This window comes from Pseudomonas sp. A014 (assembly GCF_052378495.1).
Classification (GTDB): Bacteria; Pseudomonadota; Gammaproteobacteria; order Pseudomonadales; family Pseudomonadaceae; genus Aquipseudomonas; species Aquipseudomonas machongensis.
Genome location: NZ_CP199001.1, coordinates 5,481,955 through 5,502,053, shown reverse-complemented (window position 1 = coordinate 5,502,053; position 20,099 = coordinate 5,481,955). Strand labels below are relative to the sequence as shown.

Genomic DNA, 20,099 nt, shown 5'->3' with positions numbered 1-20,099 from the left:
GCGCCCGCCCTGGCGCGGTCTTCATTTTCCTGATGGGGAAACCGTATGGCCCGAGTGCTGATTGTCGACGACTCGCCGACAGAGATGTACAGATTGACCGAATGGCTCGAGAAGCATGGCTACCAGGTGCTCAAGGCCAGCAACGGTGCCGATGGCGTGGCCCTGGCCCGCCAGGACAAGCCGGATGCGGTGCTGATGGACATCGTCATGCCCGGCATGAACGGCTTCCAGGCCACCCGCCAGCTCAGCAAGGACCCTGAAACCAGCGCCATCCCGGTGATCGTGGTCACCACCAAGGACCAGGAAACCGACCGCATCTGGGCCACGCGCCAGGGCGCTCGCGATTTCCTGACCAAGCCGGTGGAAGAGGACGCGCTGATCGCCAAGCTCAAAGAGGTGCTGGGCGCTTGACCACACGCCCCCAGGGTGCGTCGCTGACCGCCTTCGAGCTGTTGTTGGACATCGACCGCCGCTGCCGCCTGCTGGTGGCCGACCAGCCGCTGCAGGACACGCGCCTGCAGCAGTGGAGCGGTATCGGCTTTCGCATCGCCGGGCAGTGGTTCGTCGCCCCCATGGGTGAGGTGGCTGAAGTGTTGCGCGAGCCGCGCAGCAGCCGGGTGCCTGGGGTGCAGCCATGGGTGTGCGGCGTGGCCAACCTGCGCGGTCGCCTGCTGCCGGTGATGGACCTGTCGGCGTTCTTCGGCCTTGGGCCGGCAGCCTCGGGCAAGCAGCGCCGCGTGCTGGTGCTGGACCACGACGACCTGTTCGTCGGCCTGTTGGTGGATGAAGTGGTCGGCTTGCAGCATTTCGACCTGAGCAGCCTGGAGCTGTCGCCCCCGCAGCCACTGATCCGCGCCGCGGCGCGTTTCGTCCAGGGGCATTTCCCGCGTGAGCGCAACTGGGCGATCTTCAGCCCCTTCGCCCTGGCCCAGGCGCCAGGCTTTCTCGATGTGGCGTTGTAGAGGACCCTGCGACAGTGAACAAGCCCGCTCCAACCGTCGTTCCCGAAGCCGTGGCCCAGCGCCCGCGTAGCACTGCGCAGATCACTGTGCTGTTCGTGGTGCTGATCCTGTCGATCGTGCTGCTGTTCGCCAACTTCGCCTACCTCAACACCCAGTCCAACCACGACAAGCAGTACATCGGCCATGCGGGCGAGTTGCGCGTGCTGTCCCAGCGCATCGCCAAGAACGCCACCGAGGCGGCGGCGGGCAAGGCCCTGGCGTTCCGGCTGCTGTCCGATGCACGCAACGATTTCGAGCGCCGGTGGAAGTACCTGCGCGAGGGTGACAAGGCCACCGGCCTGCCGCCAGCGCCGGCCACGGTGCGCGACGAGATGGACGCGGTGCGCCAGGACTGGGAAAACCTGCGGCGCAACACCGACACCATCCTGGCCAGCGAGCAGACCGTGCTGTCCTTGCACCAGGTGGCGGCGACCCTGGCCGAAACCGTGCCACAGTTGCAGGTCGAGTATGAAAAGGTCGTGGAAATCCTGCTGCAGAGCGGTGCACCGGCCAGCCAGGTGGCCGTGGCCCAGCGCCAGTTGCTGCTGGCCGAGCGGATTCTCGGTTCGGTCAATACCGTGCTGGCCGGTGACGATACCTCGGTGCAGGCCGCCGACACCTTCGGCCGTGATGCCAGCCGCTTCGGCCAGGTGCTCGAGGGCATGCTCGGTGGCAATCCGGCGATCCAGGTGACCCGTGTCGAAGACCCGGACGCGCGTGCGCGCCTGGCCGAGATCGCCGAGCTGTTCCAGTTCGTTTCCGGCTCGGTCGACGAAATTCTCGAGACTTCACCGGAGCTGCTGCGGGTGCGCGAGGCCGCGAGCAACATCTTCAGCCTGTCGCAGACCCTGCTCGACGAAGCCTCGCACCTGGCCAACGGTTTCGAGAACCTGGCCGGGCGCACCCTCGACACCGTCGGCGGCTATGTGCTCGGCCTGCTGGCGCTGGCCTCGATCATCCTCATCGGCCTGGTGATGGTCCGCGCCACCAACCGGCAACTACGCGACACGGCGGAGAAGAACGAGCGCAACCAGCAGGCGATCATGCGCCTGCTCGATGAAATCGAAGAGCTGGCCGATGGCGACCTGACGGTGACGGTGTCGGTCACCGAAGACTTCACCGGCGCCATTGCCGACTCGATCAACTTCTCGGTGGACCAGTTGCGCGACCTGGTGGCGACCATCAACCACAGCGCCGAGCAGGTCGCCGCTGCGGTGCAGGACACCCAGAACACCGCACGCCAGCTGGCCAAGGCCTCGGAACACCAGGCCGACCAGATCAGCGAGGCGTCGCTGGCGGTGGGCGACATGGTCGAGTCGATCGACCGGGTGTCCGCCCACGCCTACGAGTCGGCCAAGGTCGCCGAGCGTTCGGTGGCCATCGCCAACAAGGGCAACGAGGTGGTGCACAACACCATCCATGGCATGGATAACATCCGCGAACAGATTCAGGACACCGCCAAGCGCATCAAGCGTCTGGGGGAGTCTTCTCAGGAAATCGGCGACATCGTCAGCCTGATCGACGACATTGCCGAACAAACCAACATCCTGGCCCTCAATGCGGCAATCCAGGCTTCGCTCGCGGGTGAAGCCGGGCGCGGCTTCGCCGTGGTCGCTGACGAAGTGCAGCGCCTGGCTGAGCGTTCGTCGTCGGCCACCCGACAGATCGAAGCGCTGGTGCGAACCATCCAGGCCGATACCAACGAAGCGGTGATCTCCATGGAACAGACCACCGCCGAAGTGGTGCGTGGTGCACGTCTTGCCCAGGACGCAGGCGTGGCCCTCGCCGAAATCGAGGGCGTGTCGCAGAACCTGGCCGAGCTGATCCACAGCATTTCCGACGCGGCGCAATTGCAGACATCCTCGGCCGGGCAGATTTCCCACACCATGGCGGTGATCCAGCAGATCACTGCGCAGACCTCCGCCGGTTCCGGCGCTACCGCCGACAGCATCCGTCACCTGGCCAGAATGGCCAGCGAGATGCGCCGTTCGGTGTCTGGTTTCACCCTGCCGGCCCCGGCCGAGCGGCGCTGAGGAGAGGTCTATGGCCGTTACGGCAATGAGCCCCGAGCGTCACGACACGGTCGCCCTGAGCTGGACCAAGGCGGCCATCGCCGATTGCCTGGGCCAGGCGCGCCAAGCGCTGGAGCGTTTTTCCAGCGAGCCGGGCGACCCGGCCTTGCTGGGGTTCTTCGTCGACAACCTGCATCAGGTGCAAGGGTGCCTGACGATGCTTGAGCTCAATGGCGCGGCGCGCCTGGCCGAGGAGTTGGAGTTGCTCGGGCGTGCCCTCTTCGAGGGCCAGGTCAGCCCGCGTGGCGACTGCCTGGGTGCGCTGTTCCGCGGCCTTGAGCAATTGCCGCCCTACCTCGAGCGCCTGCGGGGGGCGCGCCACGACCTGCCGTTGGTGGTGCTGCCGTTGCTCAATCAGTTGCGCCTGTGCCGCGGCGCCGAGCCGCTGGCCCAGGACAGCCTGATGGGAGAGGCGGCGCAGCGCCTGGCGGGGGCCCACGATCTGGCCAACCTCGACCTGTCGCTGGGCAACTGGCGCGACCAGTTGCAGGCCGGTCAGGGCCGCGATGCCCTGCGCTCGGTGATCACTGCCCTGTGCGACGACCTGGTGCGGATCAAGGAGCGGCTCGACCCCTTCGTACGGGGGGATAACGAGCAGCGCGACCCACTCGATGTGCTGATCGCGCCGCTGCGCCATGTTGCCGATACCCTCGCAGTGCTGGGCTTCCAGCAGCCGCGCCGGGTCATCATCGACCAGGTGCTCGCCTTGCAGGCCCTGGCCCAAGGCGAACGTGCCGTGGACGATGCGGTGCTGATGGATGTGGCTGGTGCCCTGTTGTACGTGGAGGCGACGCTCAACGGCATGGTGGGCGGCCTTGCCGAGGGCCTGGAAGGCGGCATGCCCGGCTCGGACGTGACCGAGATCCGCCAGCGGGTGTTCGAGGAGTCGCTCTCGGTGCTGCAGCAGGCCAAGGACCTGATCGGCGACTGCCTGGAATCCGGTTGGCCTCGCCAGCGTCTGCAGCCCCTGCCGGGCCTGCTGCAGCAGGTGCGTGGCGCGTTGGCGATGCTGATGCTGCCGACCGCCTCCGAGGTGTTCGGGGTGTCGGCCGATTATGTGCAAGGCTGGTTGTCGCATCTTGAGCAGGAGCCACCGGAGCAGGAGCTGGCCCACCTGGCCGAGGCCCTGAGTGCGGTGGAGTGCTACCTGCAATGGCGTGTCGCCGACCCGCTGGCCGATGCCCAGCGTTTTCTCGACATGGCCTGCGCCAGTCTGGCCGCCCTTGGCCTGCGCTGCAGCCAAGCGCCGGTCATGGCTGAGCCGCAGCGTGCCGATGACGGCATCGACGATGAGCTGCGCGAAGTGTTCCTGGAGGAAACCGCTGAACTGCTGCCGGAGATCGAACGCCAATGGTTGCGCTGGCGTGCCGACAACCAGCAACGCGACGCGCTTGTCGAACTGCGCCGTGCCTTGCATACGCTCAAGGGCAGCGGGCGGATGGTGCACGCAGGCGCCGTGGCCGAGCTGGCCTGGGGCGCCGAGCATCTGCTCAACCGTGTGCTGGAAGGACGCATCGTGCTCAGCGGCGAGGGCGCCGTGGCGCTGCAACAGGCCTTTGTGCACCTGCCAGACCTGCTCGCCGACTTTGCGGTGGGTCAGATACCCCGGCTGGCCGATGTCGAACAGCTCAGCAGCCACCTGCACGCCCTGGCGGTCAACGACACCGCGTCTGCCAGCGACAGTGACGGGCTCGATCCGCAACTGCTGGAGATCTTTCGCAACGAGGCCCAGGGCCATCTGGCCAGCCTCGACAGTTTTCTCATGGCTGCCAAAGGCCAGGACACCCCGGTCAGCGACAGCCTGCAACGCGCGCTGCATACCCTCAAGGGCAGCGCGGCCATGGCCGGGGTGATGCCGATCGCAGAGCTTGCCACCGCCTTCGACCGCCTGGCGCGTGAATACAAGGTGCACCAACTGCCGTTGGAAGTGGCGGATATCGAATGGCTGGAAGCGTCGCGCAGCCTGTTCCAGCTGGGCCTGGCCCAGCTTGAGCGCACACCGTTGGCACCGATTCCTGGCGCTGCGCAACTGATCGAGCAGGTCGGCGAAGCGGTGGATGCACGCCTGGCGGTGCTGCAGGACGCAGCGCCGCACACCCGCCGCAACCGTCGTGATCCACAACTGATCGCCAGCTTCCTGGCTCAGGGCATGGATATCCTGCTCGATGCCGAGTCGCTGTTGTCGCGCTGGCAGGAGCATCCGCGTGAACGCCAGGAGCTGGACACGCTGCTTGACGAACTGACGACCCTGGCCCATGGTGCGCACCTGGCCGATTTCTGGCAGGTGGATGAGCTCTGCGAAGCGCTGCTCGATCTGTATGGGGCGGTTGAGGAGGGCAGTCTGGTCGCCAACGGGCATTTCTTCGCCCAGGCGCGGCAGGCCCACGAAGCCCTGATCGACATGCTCGACGAGATTGCCGCCGGGCAGGAGGTCACCCCGCGCAGCGAGTGCCTGGATGGCTTGCGTGCGCTGCTGGACGGGGCGCTCGACCCGGCGGCAACCGGGCTGGTGGGCGAGCAGGGCGTGACCCCGCTGGCCACGGCCATGGACCTGCCGGAGCCGGCAGTGGTGCAGTTGTTCCTCGACGAGGCCGGCGACATTCTCGACAGCGCCGATCAGGCTTTGCAGCGCTGGCGACAGGAGCCGGAAGCCAGCTCGGCGGTGTCCGCGTTGCAGCACGATGTGCAGACCTTGCGCGGCGGTGCGCAGATGGCCGCGATTGGCGCCATCGAAGTGCTCGCCCAGGAGCTGGCGTTGCTCTACGAAGGGCTGGTCGATCGGCGGTTGGCCGCCAGCAGTGCGCTGTTCGAGCTGCTGCAGCGCAGCCATGCGGCGCTGGGCCAGATGCTCGACAGCCTGCGCCAGGGCGAGCTGCCGTCTTCTGCGGTGGCACTGCTCGGCGAGTTGCGTGAGTTCCGCCATGCGCCGGTCAGCGAGCCGGAGGGGGCAGAAACACCCGGCGACAAGGAGCTGCTGGAAGTCTTCCTCGAAGAAAGCTCGGACATCGTCGAAAGCGCTGCGGCTGCATTGGCGCGCTGGCAGGCCGACCCGCGCAGCAGTGTCGAGGTGGAAAACCTGCTGCGCGACCTGCACACCCTCAAGGGCGGCGCGCGCATGGTGGAAATCGCCGCCATCGGCGACCTGGCCCATGAGCTGGAGTTTCTCTACGAACTGCTCGCTGCTGGCCGCCTGCCGCCGACGCCCGCGCTGTTCAGCCTGCTGCAGAACTGCCACGACCGTCTCGCGCACATGCTCGACGCCGTACGTTTGGGGCAGCCGCTGCACGCGGCAACGGCGCTGATCGACTACATTCGCAACTTCTCCAGTGCGGCGCTGACCGACAGCGCCGCCGGCCAGCCGCCGGTGGAGGCCGCGCCGCTCGATGTGCCGAGCGCTGCACCCGAGCGAGCGCCGGGGGACATGGTCAAGGTCGATGCCGAACTGCTCGACGACCTGGGCAACCTGGCCAGCGAGCACGCGATCATTCGTGGTCGCATCGAGCAGCAGGTCAACGATGCACAGTTCGCCTTGAGCGAAATGGAAACCACCCTGGAGCGCATGCGCGACCAGTTGCTGCGCCTGGACAACGAAACCCAGGGCCGCATGTCCAGCCGCTGGCAGGCCGAGGGCGACGCCTACGACGATTTCGACCCGCTGGAAATGGACCGCCATTCGCAGTTGCAGCAGCTGTCGCGGGCCTTGTTCGAATCGGCTTCCGACTTGCTCGACCTCAAGGAAACCCTGACCCTGCGGGCCCAGGAGGCGCATGGCCTGCTGCAGCAGCAGGCGCGGGTCAACAGTCAGTTGCAGGAAGGCCTGACCGCCACCCTGATGGTGCCTTTCGAGCGCCTGGTGCCACGCCTGCAGCGCGTGGTGCGGCAGGTGGCGAGCGAGCTGGGCAAACAGGTCGAACTGGTGGTCGGCAACGCCGAGGGCGAATTGGACCGCAGCGTGCTCGAGCGCATGGTCGCGCCCCTGGAGCACATGCTGCGCAACGCCGTCGACCATGGCCTGGAGCCGCGCGAGGTGCGCCTGGCGGCAGGCAAGCCGGAGCAGGGCACCATCCACCTCAACTTGCTCCACGAGGGCGCCGACATCGTCATCGAGATGAGCGACGACGGCGCCGGGGTGCCGCTGGAGGCGGTTCGCAAGAAGGCCATCAAGCGCGGCTTGCTGGCGCCGCAGGCGCAGCTCAGCGATCACGAGATCTTGCAGTTCATCCTGCGTCCGGGGTTCTCCACGGCCGAGAAGATCACCCAGATTTCCGGGCGCGGGCTGGGCATGGATGTGGTCCATGAAGAGGTCAAGCAGTTGGGCGGCTCGATGAGCATCGAGTCCAGCCCAGGCAAGGGGGCACGCTTCCAGATCCGCTTGCCGTTCACGGTATCGCTGAACCGGGCGCTGATGGTGCACCTGGGCGAGGAGCAGTACGCCATCCCGCTCAACACCATCGAGGGCATCGTCCGCGTGCCGCCCGCCGAGCTCGAGGCCTGCTACCAGCTGGATCCGCCGCGCTATCGCTATGCAGGGCACGCCTACGACCTGCGCTACCTGGGCGAGCTGTTGCAGGATGTCGGCCGTCCGCGCCTGCTGGGGCAAAGCCTGCCCTTGCCGGTGCTACTGGTGCATGCCCAGGAGCAGTCGTTCGCGATCCAGGCCGATGGCTTGTCGCCGAGCCGCGAAATCGTGGTGAAAAGCCTGGGGCCACAGTTCGCTGCGGTCCCGGGCTTGTCTGGTGCGACCTTGCTCGGTGATGGGCGGGTGGTGCTGATTCTCGACCTGCTCGGTCAGCTGCGCGGCCAGCAGCGACGCCTGGCGCGGTTGCCGGTGGGTGACGGCGAGCGGCGCCAGCTGTTCGGCCCGGCGGCGCGGCGTCCGTTGCTGGTGATGGTGGTCGATGATTCGGTCACCGTGCGCAAGGTCACCAGCCGCCTGCTGGAACGTCACGGCATGAGCGTGTTGACCGCCAAGGACGGGGTCGATGCGATGGCCCTGCTGGAGGAACACCGTCCTGACGTGCTGCTGCTGGACATCGAGATGCCGCGCATGGACGGCTTCGAAGTGGCGACGCGGGTGCGGCGTGACAACCGCCTGCACGACTTGCCGATCATCATGATCACCTCGCGTACCGGGCAGAAACACCGCGACCGGGCCATGGCCATCGGCGTCAACGAATACCTCGGCAAGCCTTACCAGGAGTCGCTCCTGCTTCAGAGCATCGCCCACTGGAGCCAGCCTCATGCTTGAACATATCGCCGGTCAGCGCAGCAGCCTCACCGGGCTGTTGCTGCCCCTGGGCGACCGCACCCTGGTGCTGCCCAACGTTGCGGTGGCCGAGCTGATCGGCGAGCGTGCGTTCGTCTGCGAGCTGCATGAGCCGGCCTGGCACATGGGCTGGATCGCCTGGCGCCAGCAGTGTCTGCCGCTGATAGGCTTCGAGGCCGCCTGTGGCGGTGAAACGCCCTGTGGCGAGCGGGCGCGGATCGTCGTGCTCAACGCCTTGGGCGATACCGGGCTGCGCTACCTGGCGCTGCTGCTGCAGGGGATCCCGCGCTCGTGCAAGCTCGACAGCCAGTTGAACTATGTGGACGTGCCGCTGGGGGCGCTGGAGCTGGCGGCGGTGCAGGTGGGCGAGCAAGTGGCGCGAGTGCCGGACCTGGCAGCGCTCGAGCGGCTGGTGCGTGACGCGGATCTGCAACCTTCGGCGCAGTAGGATGATGCTCGTGCGGGCCCTGTCGCGCCACTGCCCGCCAGGAACCCATTGGCCTTGTGGAGGTCTGAGCCTGCATGTACTACGGTGAACGCTTAAACGCCTGGACCCACCTGGTCGGTGCTGTCCTGGCCTGTATCGGTGCCATCTGGCTGATCGTCGTCGCGGGCTTGCAGGGCGACCCCTGGAAGATCGTCAGCTTCTCCATCTACGGCTTCACGCTGCTGTTGCTCTACAGCATTTCCACGCTCTATCACAGCACGCGCGGCCGGGCGAAGGTGGTCATGCGCAAGCTCGATCACCTGTCGATCTACCTGCTCATCGCCGGCAGCTATACACCGTTCTGCCTGGTCAGTCTGCGCGGGCCCTGGGGCTGGAGCCTGTTCGGCATCGTATGGGGCCTGGCGGTGATCGGCATGCTCCAGGAGATCAAACCGCGCTCCGAGGCACGGATCCTCTCGATCATCATCTACGCGGTGATGGGCTGGATCGTGCTGGTGGCGGTCAAACCGTTGCTCCACAGCCTCGGTGGCGCCGGCTTTGCCTGGCTGGCGGCCGGCGGTGTGCTGTACACCGTCGGCATCATCTTTTTCGCCTTCGACAGCCGCTTTCGCCACTGGCACGGCATCTGGCACCTGTTCGTCATCGCTGGCAGCCTGATGCACTTCGTCGCGGTGTACTTCTACGTGCTATAGGGGGCTGATCTTAGAAATCGCCCCACAGCTGCTGCGCCACCGATAGCGCCACCACCGGCGCCGTCTCGGTGCGCAGTACGCGAGGGCCGAGGCGGGCGGCGTGGAAGCCGGCGCCCTTGGCCTGATCGACTTCGGCATCGCTCAAGCCACCCTCAGGTCCGATCAGAAAGGCCAGACGTGTCGGTTTGTCGTGGCTGGTCAGCGGCTCGGCCACCGGGTGCAGGACCAGCTTGAGATCGGCATCGCTGTCTTTCAACCATTCGGCCAGGGTCACCGGCGGGTGGATCACTGGCAGCGTGGAGCGCCCGCATTGTTCGCAGGCGCTGATCGCCACCTGGCGCCAGTGAGCCAGGCGCTTGTCGGCGCGCTCGTCCTTCAGACGCACTTCGCAGCGCTCGCTGACGATCGGGGTGATTTGGTTGACGCCCAGCTCAGTGGCTTTCTGGATCGCCCAGTCCATGCGCTCGCCACGGGACAGCCCCTGGCCGAGGTGGATGTGCAGCGGCGAATCGGGCTGGCCGGGCAGGGCCTGGTCGAGGCTGACCCGCACGGATTTCTTGCCCACTTCGAGCAACTGGCCGAGGTATTCCTGGCCGCTGCCGTCGAACAGTTGCACGGCGGCGCCGACGCTCATGCGCAGCACGCGGCCGATGTAGTGGGCCTGGGCCTCGGGCAACTCGTGCTCGCCAAGGCTCAGGGGGGCGTCGATGAAGAAACGGGACAGTCTCATGGTTCGGCTCGGGGCAAAGGGTGGACATGGACCCTGTGGCAGGGTGGGCATGGACCCTGTGGGAGCGGGTTCACCCGCGAATGCGGCGGTGCGGCCACCATCGTATTCGCGGGTAAACCCGCTCCCACAGGGTGCGCGTGGGGACTGAGGCCTAGCCCGGATCGCGGAAGTCGGGATGGAAATCGGCCGGCACCGCCACGCTGACACTGTCACGGGTGGCGATATCGATGCCTTCGCTGGCCACTTCGGCCAGGAAGTCGATCTGCTCCGGGGTGATCACGTAGGGCGGCAGGAAATACACCACGCTGCCCAGCGGACGCAACAGCGCGCCGCGGGTCAGGGCATGCTCGAAGACCTTCAGGCCGCGGCGTTCCTGCCACGGATAGGCGACCTTGCCGGCCTTGTCCTTGACCATCTCGATGGCCAGAGCCATGCCGGTCTGGCGCACTTCGGCCACGTTCGGGTGATCGACCAGGTGCGCGGTGGCGCTGGCCATGCGCGCCGACAGCGCTTTGTTGGCATCGATCACCTGGTCCTGCTCGAAGATGTCCAGGGTCGCCAGCGCCGCGGCGCAGGCCAGTGGGTTGCCGGTGTAGCTGTGCGAATGGAGGAAGGCGCGCAGGGTCGGGTAGTCGTCGTAGAAGGCCTGGTACACGTCATCGGTGGTCAGGCAGGCGGCGAGCGGCAGGTAGCCACCGGTCAGGGCTTTGGACAGGCAAAGGAAGTCTGGGCGGATACCGGCCTGCTCGCAGGCGAACATCGTGCCGGTGCGGCCGAAACCGACGGCGATTTCGTCATGGATCAGGTGCACACCGTAACGGTCGCAGGCTTCGCGCAGCAGCTTGAGGTAAACCGGATGATACATGCGCATGCCGCCAGCGCCCTGGATCAGCGGCTCGACGATGACCGCGGCGATCGTGGCGTGGTGTTCGGCCAGGGTCTGCTCCATGGCTGCGAACATGTTGCGCGAGTGTTCCTCCCAACCCATGCCTTCAGGGCGCAGGTAGCAATCGGGGCTGGGCACCTTGATGGTGTCGAGCAGCAGGGCCTTGTAGGTTTCGGTGAACAGCGGTACATCGCCGACCGACATCGCGGCGATGGTTTCGCCGTGATAGCTGTTGGTCAGGGTGACGAAGCGCTTCTTGGCGCCTTGGCCCTTGTTCTGCCAGTAGTGGAAGCTCATCTTCAGCGCCACTTCGATGCATGACGAGCCGTTGTCGGCGTAGAACACTCGATCCAGCCCGGCCGGGGTCATGGCCACCAGGCGCTCGGACAGCTCGATCACCGGCTGATGGCTGAAGCCTGCAAGGATGACGTGTTCGAGCTGGTCGACCTGATCCTTGATGCGCTGGTTGATGCGCGGATTGGCATGGCCGAAGACGTTGACCCACCAGGAGCTGACCGCGTCCAGATAGCGCTTGCCCTCGAAGTCCTCGAGCCAGACACCCTCGCCGCGGCGAATCGGGATCAGCGGCAGGCTCTCGTGGTCTTTCATCTGGGTGCAGGGGTGCCACAGGACCTTGAGGTCGCGCTGCATCCACTGTTGATTCAGGCCCATGGGCGGATCTCCTGGCTGGGGTGGCAAGTAGGACGGCGTAAGCCTAAGCAAAGGCACCCCCAGGAACAACCTTGGATTTTGTGCAGGCTTGTGTGGGAGCGGGCTTGTCGGGACGCCGAACCGCTACGAAAGGCTCAACATAGAAAACCGAACCATTCGAAGCACTTGATAGCGCTGTGCTGGCAGGCTCCTGGGACCTGACGTATTCTTAGCGCATCTCTCCTGGGGAGATCCTCCCCACTTACATTTCGCTTCTGATCCGGAGTTCGCCGACATGGCTGCTGCTTGGGTGCGCCTGTGCGCGTTGGTATTGATTGGTGCATCCAGCGCTGGTGCGCTGGCGAAGGACAAGACCCCCACGGCCATTGTCGTCGGTGGTGGCCTGGCCGGCCTGACGGCAGCCTACGAGCTGCAGTCCAAGGGCTGGCAGGTGACCCTGCTCGAAGCCAAGGGCGGCATGGGTGGCCGTTCGGGGCTGGCGACCAGCGAGTGGATCGGCAACAACAAGGCGCAACCGGTACTCAATCAATACCTGGACCGCTTCAAGCTGGAAACCTTGCCTGCGCCCGAGTTCGTGCGTACCCCAGGCTACCTGATCGACGGTGAGTACTTCAGCGCGGCCGACCTCGCCACCAAGCAGCCCGCGACCGCCGAGGCGATCAAGCGCTACGAGAAGACCCTCGATGACCTGGCCCGTTCGATCGATGACCCGCTGAACCCGGCTGCCAACAGCACGTTGTTCGCCCTCGATCAGATCAACGTCTCCACCTGGCTGGACAAGCTGCAACTGCCAGCGACCGCCCGTCAGTTGATCAACCAGCAGATCCGTACCCGCTATGACGAGCCCTCGCGCCTGTCGTTGCTCTATTTCGCCCAGCAGAGCCGGGTCTATCGTGGGGTTGGCGATCGTGACCTGCGTGCGGCACGCCTGCCTGGCGGCAGCCCGGTACTGGCACAGGCCTTCGTCAAGCAACTCAAGACCATCAAGACCAGTTCGCCGGTCACCGCCATCGTCCAGGACAAGGACGGCGTCACCGTCAAGGTGGGGGCCGTGGGCTACCAGGCTGACTATCTGGTCCTTGCCGTGCCGCTGCGCGCGCTGGCCAAGATCCAGATGACGCCGGGACTGGACAACCAGCATCTGGCGGCACTCAAAGGCACCAACTACGGCTGGCGCGACCAGTTGCTGCTCAAGTTCAAGAACCCGGTCTGGGAGAGCCGCTCGCGTATGTCGGGCGAGATCTTCAGCAACGCAGGCCTGGGCATGCTGTGGATCGAACCGGCGCTCAAGGGCGGTGCCAATGTGGTGATCAACCTGTCCGGCGACAACGCCCGCCTGCTGCAGGCCTTCGGTGACAAGCAGATGGTCGACCAGGTGCTGATTCGCCTGCATGCCTTCTACCCTCAGGCTCGTGGCGCCTTTACCGGTTACGAGGTCAAGCGCTACAGCACCGACGCCGGCACCGGCGGCGCCTACCTGGCCTACGGGCCGGGGCAGATCAGCAAGTACTGGCGTCTGTGGGAGCGCCCGGTGCAACGTGTCGCCTTTGCTGGCGAACACACCGATGCACTTTACCCGGGCACCCTGGAAGGCGCGCTGCGCAGTGGCCAGCGTGCCGCGGGCCAGGTCGAGGACCTGGCCGCTGGCAAATCCTTCGATCCAGTGGTCAAGGCGGCGCCGGTCGCTGCTGCTGCGGGCGCTGCGGCAGTCGGCGCGGCAGCCGCCAAGGACAACAAGCCTGGCTTCTTCTCCCGTCTGTTCGGTGGCGACGACAAACCGGTGGCCAAGACCGAGCCGGTGACCAAGGCCGCCGAGCCGACACCCGCGCCGCCAGCTCCTGCTCCTGCAGCCGCACCAGCGGCGCCGGCCGTTGCGCCTGTGGCCAAGGAAGAACCGGTCAAGGCCCAACCCGCCAAGGCTGCACCGACCAAGGCGGCACCTGCCAAGCACGCACCAGCGCACAAGCCGCCGGCCAAGCAGGCCAGCAAGACGGAGCCGGTGAAGAAGGCCGCCGCAAAAGCCGAGCCCGTCAAGAAGAAACCCTCGACCGACACTCAGGCCAAGGCCAACTGATTGGTCATTGCGGGCACTCGTGGCATTGCCGCGATGTGCCCGCGCTGTTGCCTGCCCTGGCAAGTCCCCCGCGTTCGCCTACTGTTAATGTTTTCTTAATTAGATGAATTCAAAATAAGCTATCGATTTTTTCGATTATAAGAAGCGGACTTTTCCGCTTTATTTCGATACTTATCGCGTTATCTTGTGCACAGCTTTCACGGGGAATACGCCAACATGCAACTGCGCAATTCTGCTTCTCGCTATGGTGCGGTCAGCATCTTCCTGCACTGGGGCGTGGCCCTTGTCGTATTCGGGTTGTTCGGTCTGGGCCTGTGGATGGTCGGTCTCGACTACTACGATCCTTGGCGCAAAGCCGGGCCCGACCTGCACAAGAGCATTGGCCTGGTATTACTGGCTGTCATGCTGCTGCGCGTACTCTGGCGTTTGATCAGCCCACCTCCACCGGCTCCGGCCAGCCACGGGTCACTCACCCGCATGGCCGCCAAGCTGGGGCACCTGGCGCTGTATCTGGGGTTGTTCGCGGTCATGGCCGCCGGCTACCTGATCTCCACTGCCGATGGTGTCGGCATTCCGGTATTCGGCCTGTTCGAAGTACCGGCACTGGTCAGCAACCTGCCCGATCAGGCGGACACTGCCGGTGTGATTCACCTGTATCTGGCCTGGGGGTTGGTGATTTTCGCCATCCTGCATGCCCTGGCAGCCTTGAAACACCATTTCATTGACCGTGACGCGACCCTGGCTCGTATGCTGGGCCGCAAAGCTTGACTCTCAACCTCAATTGCAAAGGAAGGAAGTAAGGATGTTGAAAAAGACTTTTGCCGCCCTGGCGCTCGGTACCGCTCTGATTGGCGCTGGTCAGGCCATGGCCGCTGACTACAAGATCGACAAGGAAGGCCAGCATGCTTTCGTCGACTGGAAGATCAGCCACCTGGGCTACAGCTTCATCCACGGCACATTCAAGGACTTCGACGGTTCGTTCTCCTGGGACAGCGCCAAGCCTGAAGCCAGCAAGATCAGCGTCGACCTGAAGACTGCCAGCCTGTGGTCCAACCATGCCGAGCGCGACAAGCACATCGCCAGCGCCGACTTCCTGGACGTGAAGAAATATCCCGACGCCAAGTTCGTCTCCACGGCCGTCAAGTCCACCGGTGACAAGACTGCCGACGTGACCGGCGACCTGACCCTGCATGGCGTGACCAAGCCGGTCACCTTCAAGGCCGTGTTCAACGGCGAGGGCAAGGACCCGTGGGGTGGCGAGCGCGCTGGCTTCAACGCCAAGACCACGCTGAACCTGAACGACTTTGGCATCAAGGGCCCAGGCCCGACTTCCCAGACCCTGGATCTGGACATCAGCCTGGAAGGCGTGAAGCAGAAGTGATTCGCGTCATCTGAAACGACAAGGGGCCGCAATGCGGCCCCTTGTCGTTTCTGTCAGCCCTTGCGGGTCAACAGCGCCGGACGCTCGCCGCGGGGGCGGCTCGGCAGGTCATCCAGTTGCTCGGGCGTCGGGTAACGGTCGAGCTTGGATTCCTTGCGGATGATCACAGGCGTGCTCTGCGACTCGCGCGGATTGCGCACGGCAGGTTCCTGGCGGTTGCTGTCGTCCCGGCGCGCACGGCCCGGGTTGCCATCGCGGCGTGCACCACCACCATTGTTGTTGCGGGGGCGCTTCTCGCCAGAACCCTGGCCGCCCTGGCGCTGGCCGCCGCTACCGTTGTTGTTGCGAGGCTGGCCCGATCCCGAACGCTGCCCCTGGCCTTGGGCCTGGCCGCCGTTGCCGCCCGGGCGACGGTTGCGGCCCTGGTTCTTGCCGTTCTGGTAAGGGCTGACGTAGTCGGCGCGGTTGCCGAAGTTGTCGATATCGTCGTCCAGGAACTCTTCCGGGTCGCGATCGGCGGGTACTTTGGGGGCATTGCCTTGGGCCTGGCCGGCCTGCTGCTGACGCGGCTTCCTGTTGTCGCGCTGCTTGCGTGGCTCCTGCTTCTTCTGCTGCGGCTTGTCGCCTGCAGTGCCCTTGTCGGCAGGCTTGTCGGCGGCCTGTTGCTTGGTCTTGCCTTTGTCCTTGCCCTTGTCCTTGCGTCCGCCGCTGCCTTCCTTGCTGCCTTCGGCACGTTGCTGCTGGTTGCGCCCGCCGCGGCCGTTGTTCTGCTGGCGTTCGCGCACCTCGGGTTTCTCGGCCTCGACCTGCGAGGCATCGAAGCCCATCAGGTCGCCATCCGGGATCCTCTGCTTGGTCACCCGCTCGATGCTCTTGAGCAGTTTCTCTTCGTCAGGTGCCACCAGCGAAATGGCTTCACCGGAGCGGCCAGCACGGCCAGTACGACCGATGCGGTGAACGTAGTCTTCCTCGACGTTGGGCAGTTCGAAGTTGACCACGTGCGGCAACTGGTCGATATCCAGGCCACGGGCGGCGATGTCAGTGGCGACCAGCACTCGCACGCTGTTGGCCTTGAAGTCGGCCAGAGCCTTGGTGCGCGCATTCTGGCTCTTGTTGCCGTGGATCGCGGCAGCGGTCAGACCGTGCTTTTCGAGGTACTCGGCAAGGCGGTTGGCGCCGTGCTTGGTACGGGTGAAGACCAGCACCTGTTCCCAGGCGCCGAGGGTGATCAGGTGGGCCAGCAGCGCACGCTTGTGGCTGGCAGGCAGGCGGTAGACGCGCTGCTCGATACGCTCGACGGTGGTATTGGGCGGCGTGACCTCGATGCGCTCGGGGTTGTGCAGCAACTTGTCGGCGAGGTCGGTGATGTCCTTGGAGAAGGTCGCCGAGAACAGCAGGTTCTGGCGCTTGGCCGGCAGGCGTGCGAGGACTTTCTTCACGTCATGGATGAAGCCCATGTCGAGCATGCGGTCGGCTTCGTCCAGAACGAGAATTTCCACCTTGGACAGGTCGACGCTGCCTTGTCCGGCCAGGTCGAGCAGACGGCCCGGGCAGGCGACCAGAACGTCGACACCCTTGGCCATCGCCTGGATCTGTGGGTTCATGCCGACGCCGCCGAAGATGCAGGCGCTGATGAAGTTCAGGTCGCGGGCATAGATCTTGAAGCTGTCGTGGACCTGTGCGGCCAGTTCGCGGGTCGGGGTCAGGACCAGGACGCGCGGTTGGCGCGGGCCGTGACGCTGCGATTTGTCGGGGTGACCACCTGGGAACAGGCGCTCGAGGATCGGCAGGGCGAAGCCACCGGTTTTACCAGTGCCAGTCTGCGCGGCGACCATCAGGTCGCGGCCTTGCAACACGGCGGGAATGGCCCGCTGTTGCACCGGGGTAGGCTGGGTGTAGCCCGCAGCCTCGATAGCGCGGACAAGTGCCTCGGAGAGACCGAGGGAAGCAAAGGACATGGGCAATCCTGTTCTCGTTTGGGCTGGGCCCTGTGGGATGTTCTGCCTGGCGCGACTGGCATCGGTGGGATGCGATCGCGTCCGGTCCAGCTGGGCTTACACTGCGCATCCTGGAGGCGGCGGGCGGGCACTTGAGGGTGCGTCGCTGCTGGTCGAGATGCCTTTTGCGAGGCCGAGCGTCCGGGCGTGAGCCGGGCGGGAAGGCCCGAGTATAACAGAGCTATCGCGATGTGCTGCGATCCTGCTGCTCAACGGCGTCGAGAAAATGTTCGGCGGAGTTTGCGTTGCGCGCATGCTGGGCAGTACAGGCGCGCTGCACGATGGCCAGCGGCGCAGTGCTCAGGCGTGTTGTGCGTCGATCAGGTGCCGTTCGATTCTTGGTGGCGCGTGCCGAGTTGCGGGGTGTCGCGGTTGCAGGGCTGTATCGAGGGAAACCTGGCATCAGCTTGAATGATCAAGGCTCCAATCTACGTTCGGAGCCTTAATCATTTCTTAAGCTGTTGTTACCAAAAGGTTTCAGCGTGGCAGCTTGAGATTGTTCCAGATCGCCAGGCTCGGCTCGGCCTGGTTCAGCGTGTAGAAGTGCAGGCCCGGTGCGCCACCTTGCAGCAGCTCTTCGCACATCTTGCTGATCACTTCTTCACCGAATGCCTGGATGCTGGCGGCATCGTCGCCGTAGGCTTCCAACTGCTTGCGGATCCAGCGCGGAATCTCGGCACCACAGGCGTCGGAGAAGCGCGCCAGCTTGCTGTAGTTGGTGATCGGCATGATGCCGGGCACTACCGGAATATCCACGCCCAGCTTCTGTACGCGCTCGACGAAGTAGAAGTAGCTGTCGGCGTTGAAGAAGTACTGGGTGATGGCGCTGTCGGCACCGGCCTTGACCTTGTGTACGAAGTTGGCCAGGTCGTCCTCGAAGTTGTGCGCCTGCGGGTGCATTTCGGGGTAGGCGGCAACTTCCAGGTGGAAGTGGTCACCGGTTTCCTGGCGGATGAACTCGACCAGGTCGCTGGCATGGCGCAATTCGCCACTGGCCATGCCCATGCCGGATGGCAGGTCACCGCGCAGGGCGACGATGCGCTTGATTCCGGCCGCCTTGTATTCGGCGATCAGGGCGCGCAGGTCGTCCTTGCTGTCGCCGACGCACGACAGGTGCGGGGCTGCCGGGACCTTCACTTCGTTTTCCAGTTGCAGCACGGTGTTCAGCGTGCGGTCGCGAGTCGAGCCGCCGGCGCCGTAGGTGCAGGAGAAGAAGTCGGGGTTATAGGTGGCCAGTTGACGGGCAACGGCCATGAGTTTTTCGTGACCGGCATCGGTCTTGGTCGGGAAGAACTCGAAACTGTAGCGGCGTTCCTGGGACATCGGTCGTTCCTCTGGCAGCGTGCTTCAAGCGCCAAGCTGCAAATAAAAGCCAGATCGGTGATGGCCGATCTGGCTTGGGCGTCGTTCAGATCCTTGCGCTGCTGCGGCGCGCAGTGCACGCCGCTCGCCGCTTAGTAGCGGTACGCGTCGGGCTTGAACGGGCCTTCGACAGTCACGCCGATGTACTCGGCCTGCTGTGGGGTCAGCTGGGTGACTACACCGCCGAAGCCGCGGACCATTTCCAGGGCCACTTCTTCGTCGAGCTTCTTGGGCAGCACTTCGACGGTCAGGCGCTCGGCCTTCTTCGCAGCTGGCAGCTCGGCGAACTTCTGCTCGAACAGGAAGATCTGCGCCAGTACCTGGTTGGCGAACGAGCCGTCCATGATGCGGCTCGGGTGGCCGGTGGCGTTGCCCAGGTTCACCAGACGACCTTCGGCCAGCAGGATCAGGTAGTCGTCATTCTGCGGATCGAAGGTGCCGGCGCCGGTGCGGTGGATCTTGTGCACCTGTGGCTTGACCTCTTCCCATGCCCAGTTCTTGCGCATGAAGGCGGTGTCGATCTCGTTGTCGAAGTGACCGATGTTGCAGACCACTGCGCGCTTTTTCAGGGCCTTGAGCATGTTGGCGTCGCAGACGTTGACGTTACCGGTGGTGGTGACGATCAGGTCGATGCGGCCCAGCAGGTCCTTGTTGATGCCAGCTTCGGTACCGGTGTTGATACCGTCCTTGAACGGCGAGACCACTTCGAAGCCGTCCATGCAGGCCTGCATGGCGCAGATCGGGTCGACTTCGGTGACCTTCACGATCATGCCTTCCTGACGCAGGGACTGGGCCGAGCCCTTGCCCACGTCGCCGTAGCCGATCACCAGGGCCTGCTTGCCCGACAGCAGGTGGTCGGTGCCGCGCTTGATGGCGTCGTTCAGGCTGTGACGGCAGCCGTACTTGTTGTCGTTCTTGCTCTTGGTGACCGAGTCGTTGACGTTGATCGCCGGGACTTTCAGCTCGCCTTTGGCTAGCATGTCCAGCAGGCGGTGCACGCCAGTGGTGGTCTCTTCGGTCACGCCGTGGATCTTGTCCAGCATGGCCGGGTATTTCTTGTGCAGGATTTCGGTCAGGTCACCGCCGTCGTCCAGAACCATGTTGGCGTCCCAGGGCTGGCCATCTTTCAGGATGGTCTGCTCGATGCACCACTCGTACTCCTGCTCGGTTTCGCCTTTCCAGGCGAACACCGGGATACCGGCAGCGGCGATGGCGGCAGCAGCCTGGTCCTGGGTGGAGAAGATGTTGCAGGACGACCAGCGCACTTCGGCGCCCAGGGCGATGAGGGTCTCGATCAGCACGGCGGTCTGGATGGTCATGTGGATGCAGCCGATGATCTTGGCGCCCTTGAGCGGTTGCTCGGCTTGATACTTGCGGCGCAGGCCCATCAGTGCGGGCATTTCCGATTCGGCGATGATGACTTCCTTGCGGCCCCAGTCGGCCAGGGAGATGTCGGCGACCTTGAAGTCGGAAAAACCAGCGGGCGTGTTTACAGCGCTCATGAAGAGCCTCCATTCG

The 20,099-nt window shown here is 65.0% G+C and carries 14 protein-coding genes; 9 read left to right on the top strand and 5 right to left on the bottom strand.

The window, feature by feature from the left end:
- Positions 1-45: 45 nt before the first annotated feature.
- From pilH to trhA, 6 genes are all read left to right on the top strand, one after another.
- Positions 46-411, top strand: a complete 366-nt coding sequence (pilH, locus tag ACTYOL_RS25455) for a twitching motility response regulator PilH (RefSeq protein WP_012274551.1) — start codon at positions 46-48, stop codon at positions 409-411.
- On the top strand, positions 408-962 hold the full coding sequence (locus tag ACTYOL_RS25450) for a chemotaxis protein CheW (protein ID WP_065863863.1): 555 nt from the start codon (positions 408-410) through the stop codon (positions 960-962). Before pilH ends, ACTYOL_RS25450 begins: the two co-directional genes overlap by 4 nt.
- A gap of 50 nt (positions 963-1,012) precedes the next feature.
- Positions 1,013-3,034, top strand: a complete 2,022-nt coding sequence (locus ACTYOL_RS25445) for a methyl-accepting chemotaxis protein (RefSeq protein ID WP_370671316.1) — start codon at positions 1,013-1,015, stop codon at positions 3,032-3,034.
- Between the two features lie 10 nt (positions 3,035-3,044).
- A complete protein-coding gene (locus ACTYOL_RS25440; protein ID WP_444757275.1) occupies positions 3,045-8,321 on the top strand; it encodes an Hpt domain-containing protein in 5,277 nt (1,758 codons plus the stop codon).
- On the top strand, positions 8,314-8,787 hold the full coding sequence (locus ACTYOL_RS25435; protein WP_444757274.1) for a chemotaxis protein CheW: 474 nt from the start codon (positions 8,314-8,316) through the stop codon (positions 8,785-8,787). Before ACTYOL_RS25440 ends, ACTYOL_RS25435 begins: the two co-directional genes overlap by 8 nt.
- A 74-nt stretch (positions 8,788-8,861) precedes the next feature.
- Entirely contained in the window at positions 8,862-9,479 is a 618-nt protein-coding gene (trhA, locus tag ACTYOL_RS25430; RefSeq protein ID WP_444757273.1) for a PAQR family membrane homeostasis protein TrhA, read from the top strand.
- A 10-nt stretch (positions 9,480-9,489) separates the two neighbouring features.
- Here trhA and ACTYOL_RS25425 read toward each other — a convergent pair whose 3' ends face one another.
- The gene (locus ACTYOL_RS25425; protein ID WP_197892025.1) at positions 9,490-10,209 is read right to left on the bottom strand and encodes a 16S rRNA (uracil(1498)-N(3))-methyltransferase; all 720 of its coding nucleotides are present in this window, start codon (positions 10,207-10,209) and stop codon (positions 9,490-9,492) included.
- A 151-nt stretch (positions 10,210-10,360) separates the two neighbouring features.
- A complete protein-coding gene (locus ACTYOL_RS25420; protein WP_054894831.1) occupies positions 10,361-11,767 on the bottom strand; it encodes an adenosylmethionine--8-amino-7-oxononanoate transaminase in 1,407 nt (468 codons plus the stop codon).
- 274 nt (positions 11,768-12,041) lie between these two features.
- On the opposite strand from ACTYOL_RS25420, the gene ACTYOL_RS25415 reads away from it, so the two are divergent.
- The 3 genes from ACTYOL_RS25415 (at position 12,042) to ACTYOL_RS25405 (ending at position 15,222) form a co-directional block, all read left to right on the top strand.
- Positions 12,042-13,841 (top strand): flavin monoamine oxidase family protein, encoded by a 1,800-nt coding sequence (locus ACTYOL_RS25415; protein ID WP_063546538.1) that lies wholly within the window; start codon positions 12,042-12,044, stop codon positions 13,839-13,841.
- Between the two features lie 216 nt (positions 13,842-14,057).
- The gene (locus ACTYOL_RS25410; RefSeq protein WP_065863857.1) at positions 14,058-14,609 is read left to right on the top strand and encodes a cytochrome b; all 552 of its coding nucleotides are present in this window, start codon (positions 14,058-14,060) and stop codon (positions 14,607-14,609) included.
- Positions 14,610-14,643: 34 nt separating this feature from the next.
- Entirely contained in the window at positions 14,644-15,222 is a 579-nt protein-coding gene (locus ACTYOL_RS25405; RefSeq protein WP_054894828.1) for a YceI family protein, read from the top strand.
- Positions 15,223-15,275: 53 nt separating this feature from the next.
- Here ACTYOL_RS25405 and ACTYOL_RS25400 read toward each other — a convergent pair whose 3' ends face one another.
- The 3 genes from ACTYOL_RS25400 to ahcY all read right to left on the bottom strand — a co-directional run bounded on the left by ACTYOL_RS25400 (position 15,276) and on the right by ahcY (position 20,083).
- Positions 15,276-17,180: a DEAD/DEAH box helicase gene (locus ACTYOL_RS25400; RefSeq protein WP_178117563.1), complete on the bottom strand. Its 1,905-nt coding sequence runs from the start codon at positions 17,178-17,180 to the stop codon at positions 15,276-15,278.
- 516 nt (positions 17,181-17,696) lie between these two features.
- Complete coding sequence (gene metF, locus ACTYOL_RS25395; protein ID WP_065863854.1) at positions 17,697-18,542, bottom strand: methylenetetrahydrofolate reductase [NAD(P)H]; 846 nt, start codon at positions 18,540-18,542, stop codon at positions 17,697-17,699.
- 131 nt (positions 18,543-18,673) lie between these two features.
- Positions 18,674-20,083, bottom strand: a complete 1,410-nt coding sequence (gene ahcY, locus ACTYOL_RS25390; protein ID WP_065863853.1) for an adenosylhomocysteinase — start codon at positions 20,081-20,083, stop codon at positions 18,674-18,676.
- Between the last annotated feature and the right edge of the window lie 16 nt (positions 20,084-20,099).

Bases quoted from the DNA above. Each gene is read 5' to 3' on its own strand.
- trhA (WP_444757273.1), top strand. From the start codon at position 8,862: ATGTACTACGGTGAACGCTTAAACGCCTGGACCCACCTGGTCGGTGCT.
- metF (WP_065863854.1), bottom strand. From the start codon at position 18,542: ATGTCCCAGGAACGCCGCTACAGTTTCGAGTTCTTCCCGACCAAGACC.
- ACTYOL_RS25440 (WP_444757275.1), top strand. From the start codon at position 3,045: ATGGCCGTTACGGCAATGAGCCCCGAGCGTCACGACACGGTCGCCCTG.
- ACTYOL_RS25415 (WP_063546538.1), top strand. From the start codon at position 12,042: ATGGCTGCTGCTTGGGTGCGCCTGTGCGCGTTGGTATTGATTGGTGCA.
- ahcY (WP_065863853.1), bottom strand. From the start codon at position 20,083: ATGAGCGCTGTAAACACGCCCGCTGGTTTTTCCGACTTCAAGGTCGCC.
- ACTYOL_RS25400 (WP_178117563.1), bottom strand. From the start codon at position 17,180: ATGTCCTTTGCTTCCCTCGGTCTCTCCGAGGCACTTGTCCGCGCTATC.
- ACTYOL_RS25435 (WP_444757274.1), top strand. From the start codon at position 8,314: ATGCTTGAACATATCGCCGGTCAGCGCAGCAGCCTCACCGGGCTGTTG.
- ACTYOL_RS25410 (WP_065863857.1), top strand. From the start codon at position 14,058: ATGCAACTGCGCAATTCTGCTTCTCGCTATGGTGCGGTCAGCATCTTC.
- ACTYOL_RS25420 (WP_054894831.1), bottom strand. From the start codon at position 11,767: ATGGGCCTGAATCAACAGTGGATGCAGCGCGACCTCAAGGTCCTGTGG.
- ACTYOL_RS25405 (WP_054894828.1), top strand. From the start codon at position 14,644: ATGTTGAAAAAGACTTTTGCCGCCCTGGCGCTCGGTACCGCTCTGATT.
- pilH (WP_012274551.1), top strand. From the start codon at position 46: ATGGCCCGAGTGCTGATTGTCGACGACTCGCCGACAGAGATGTACAGA.
- ACTYOL_RS25425 (WP_197892025.1), bottom strand. From the start codon at position 10,209: ATGAGACTGTCCCGTTTCTTCATCGACGCCCCCCTGAGCCTTGGCGAG.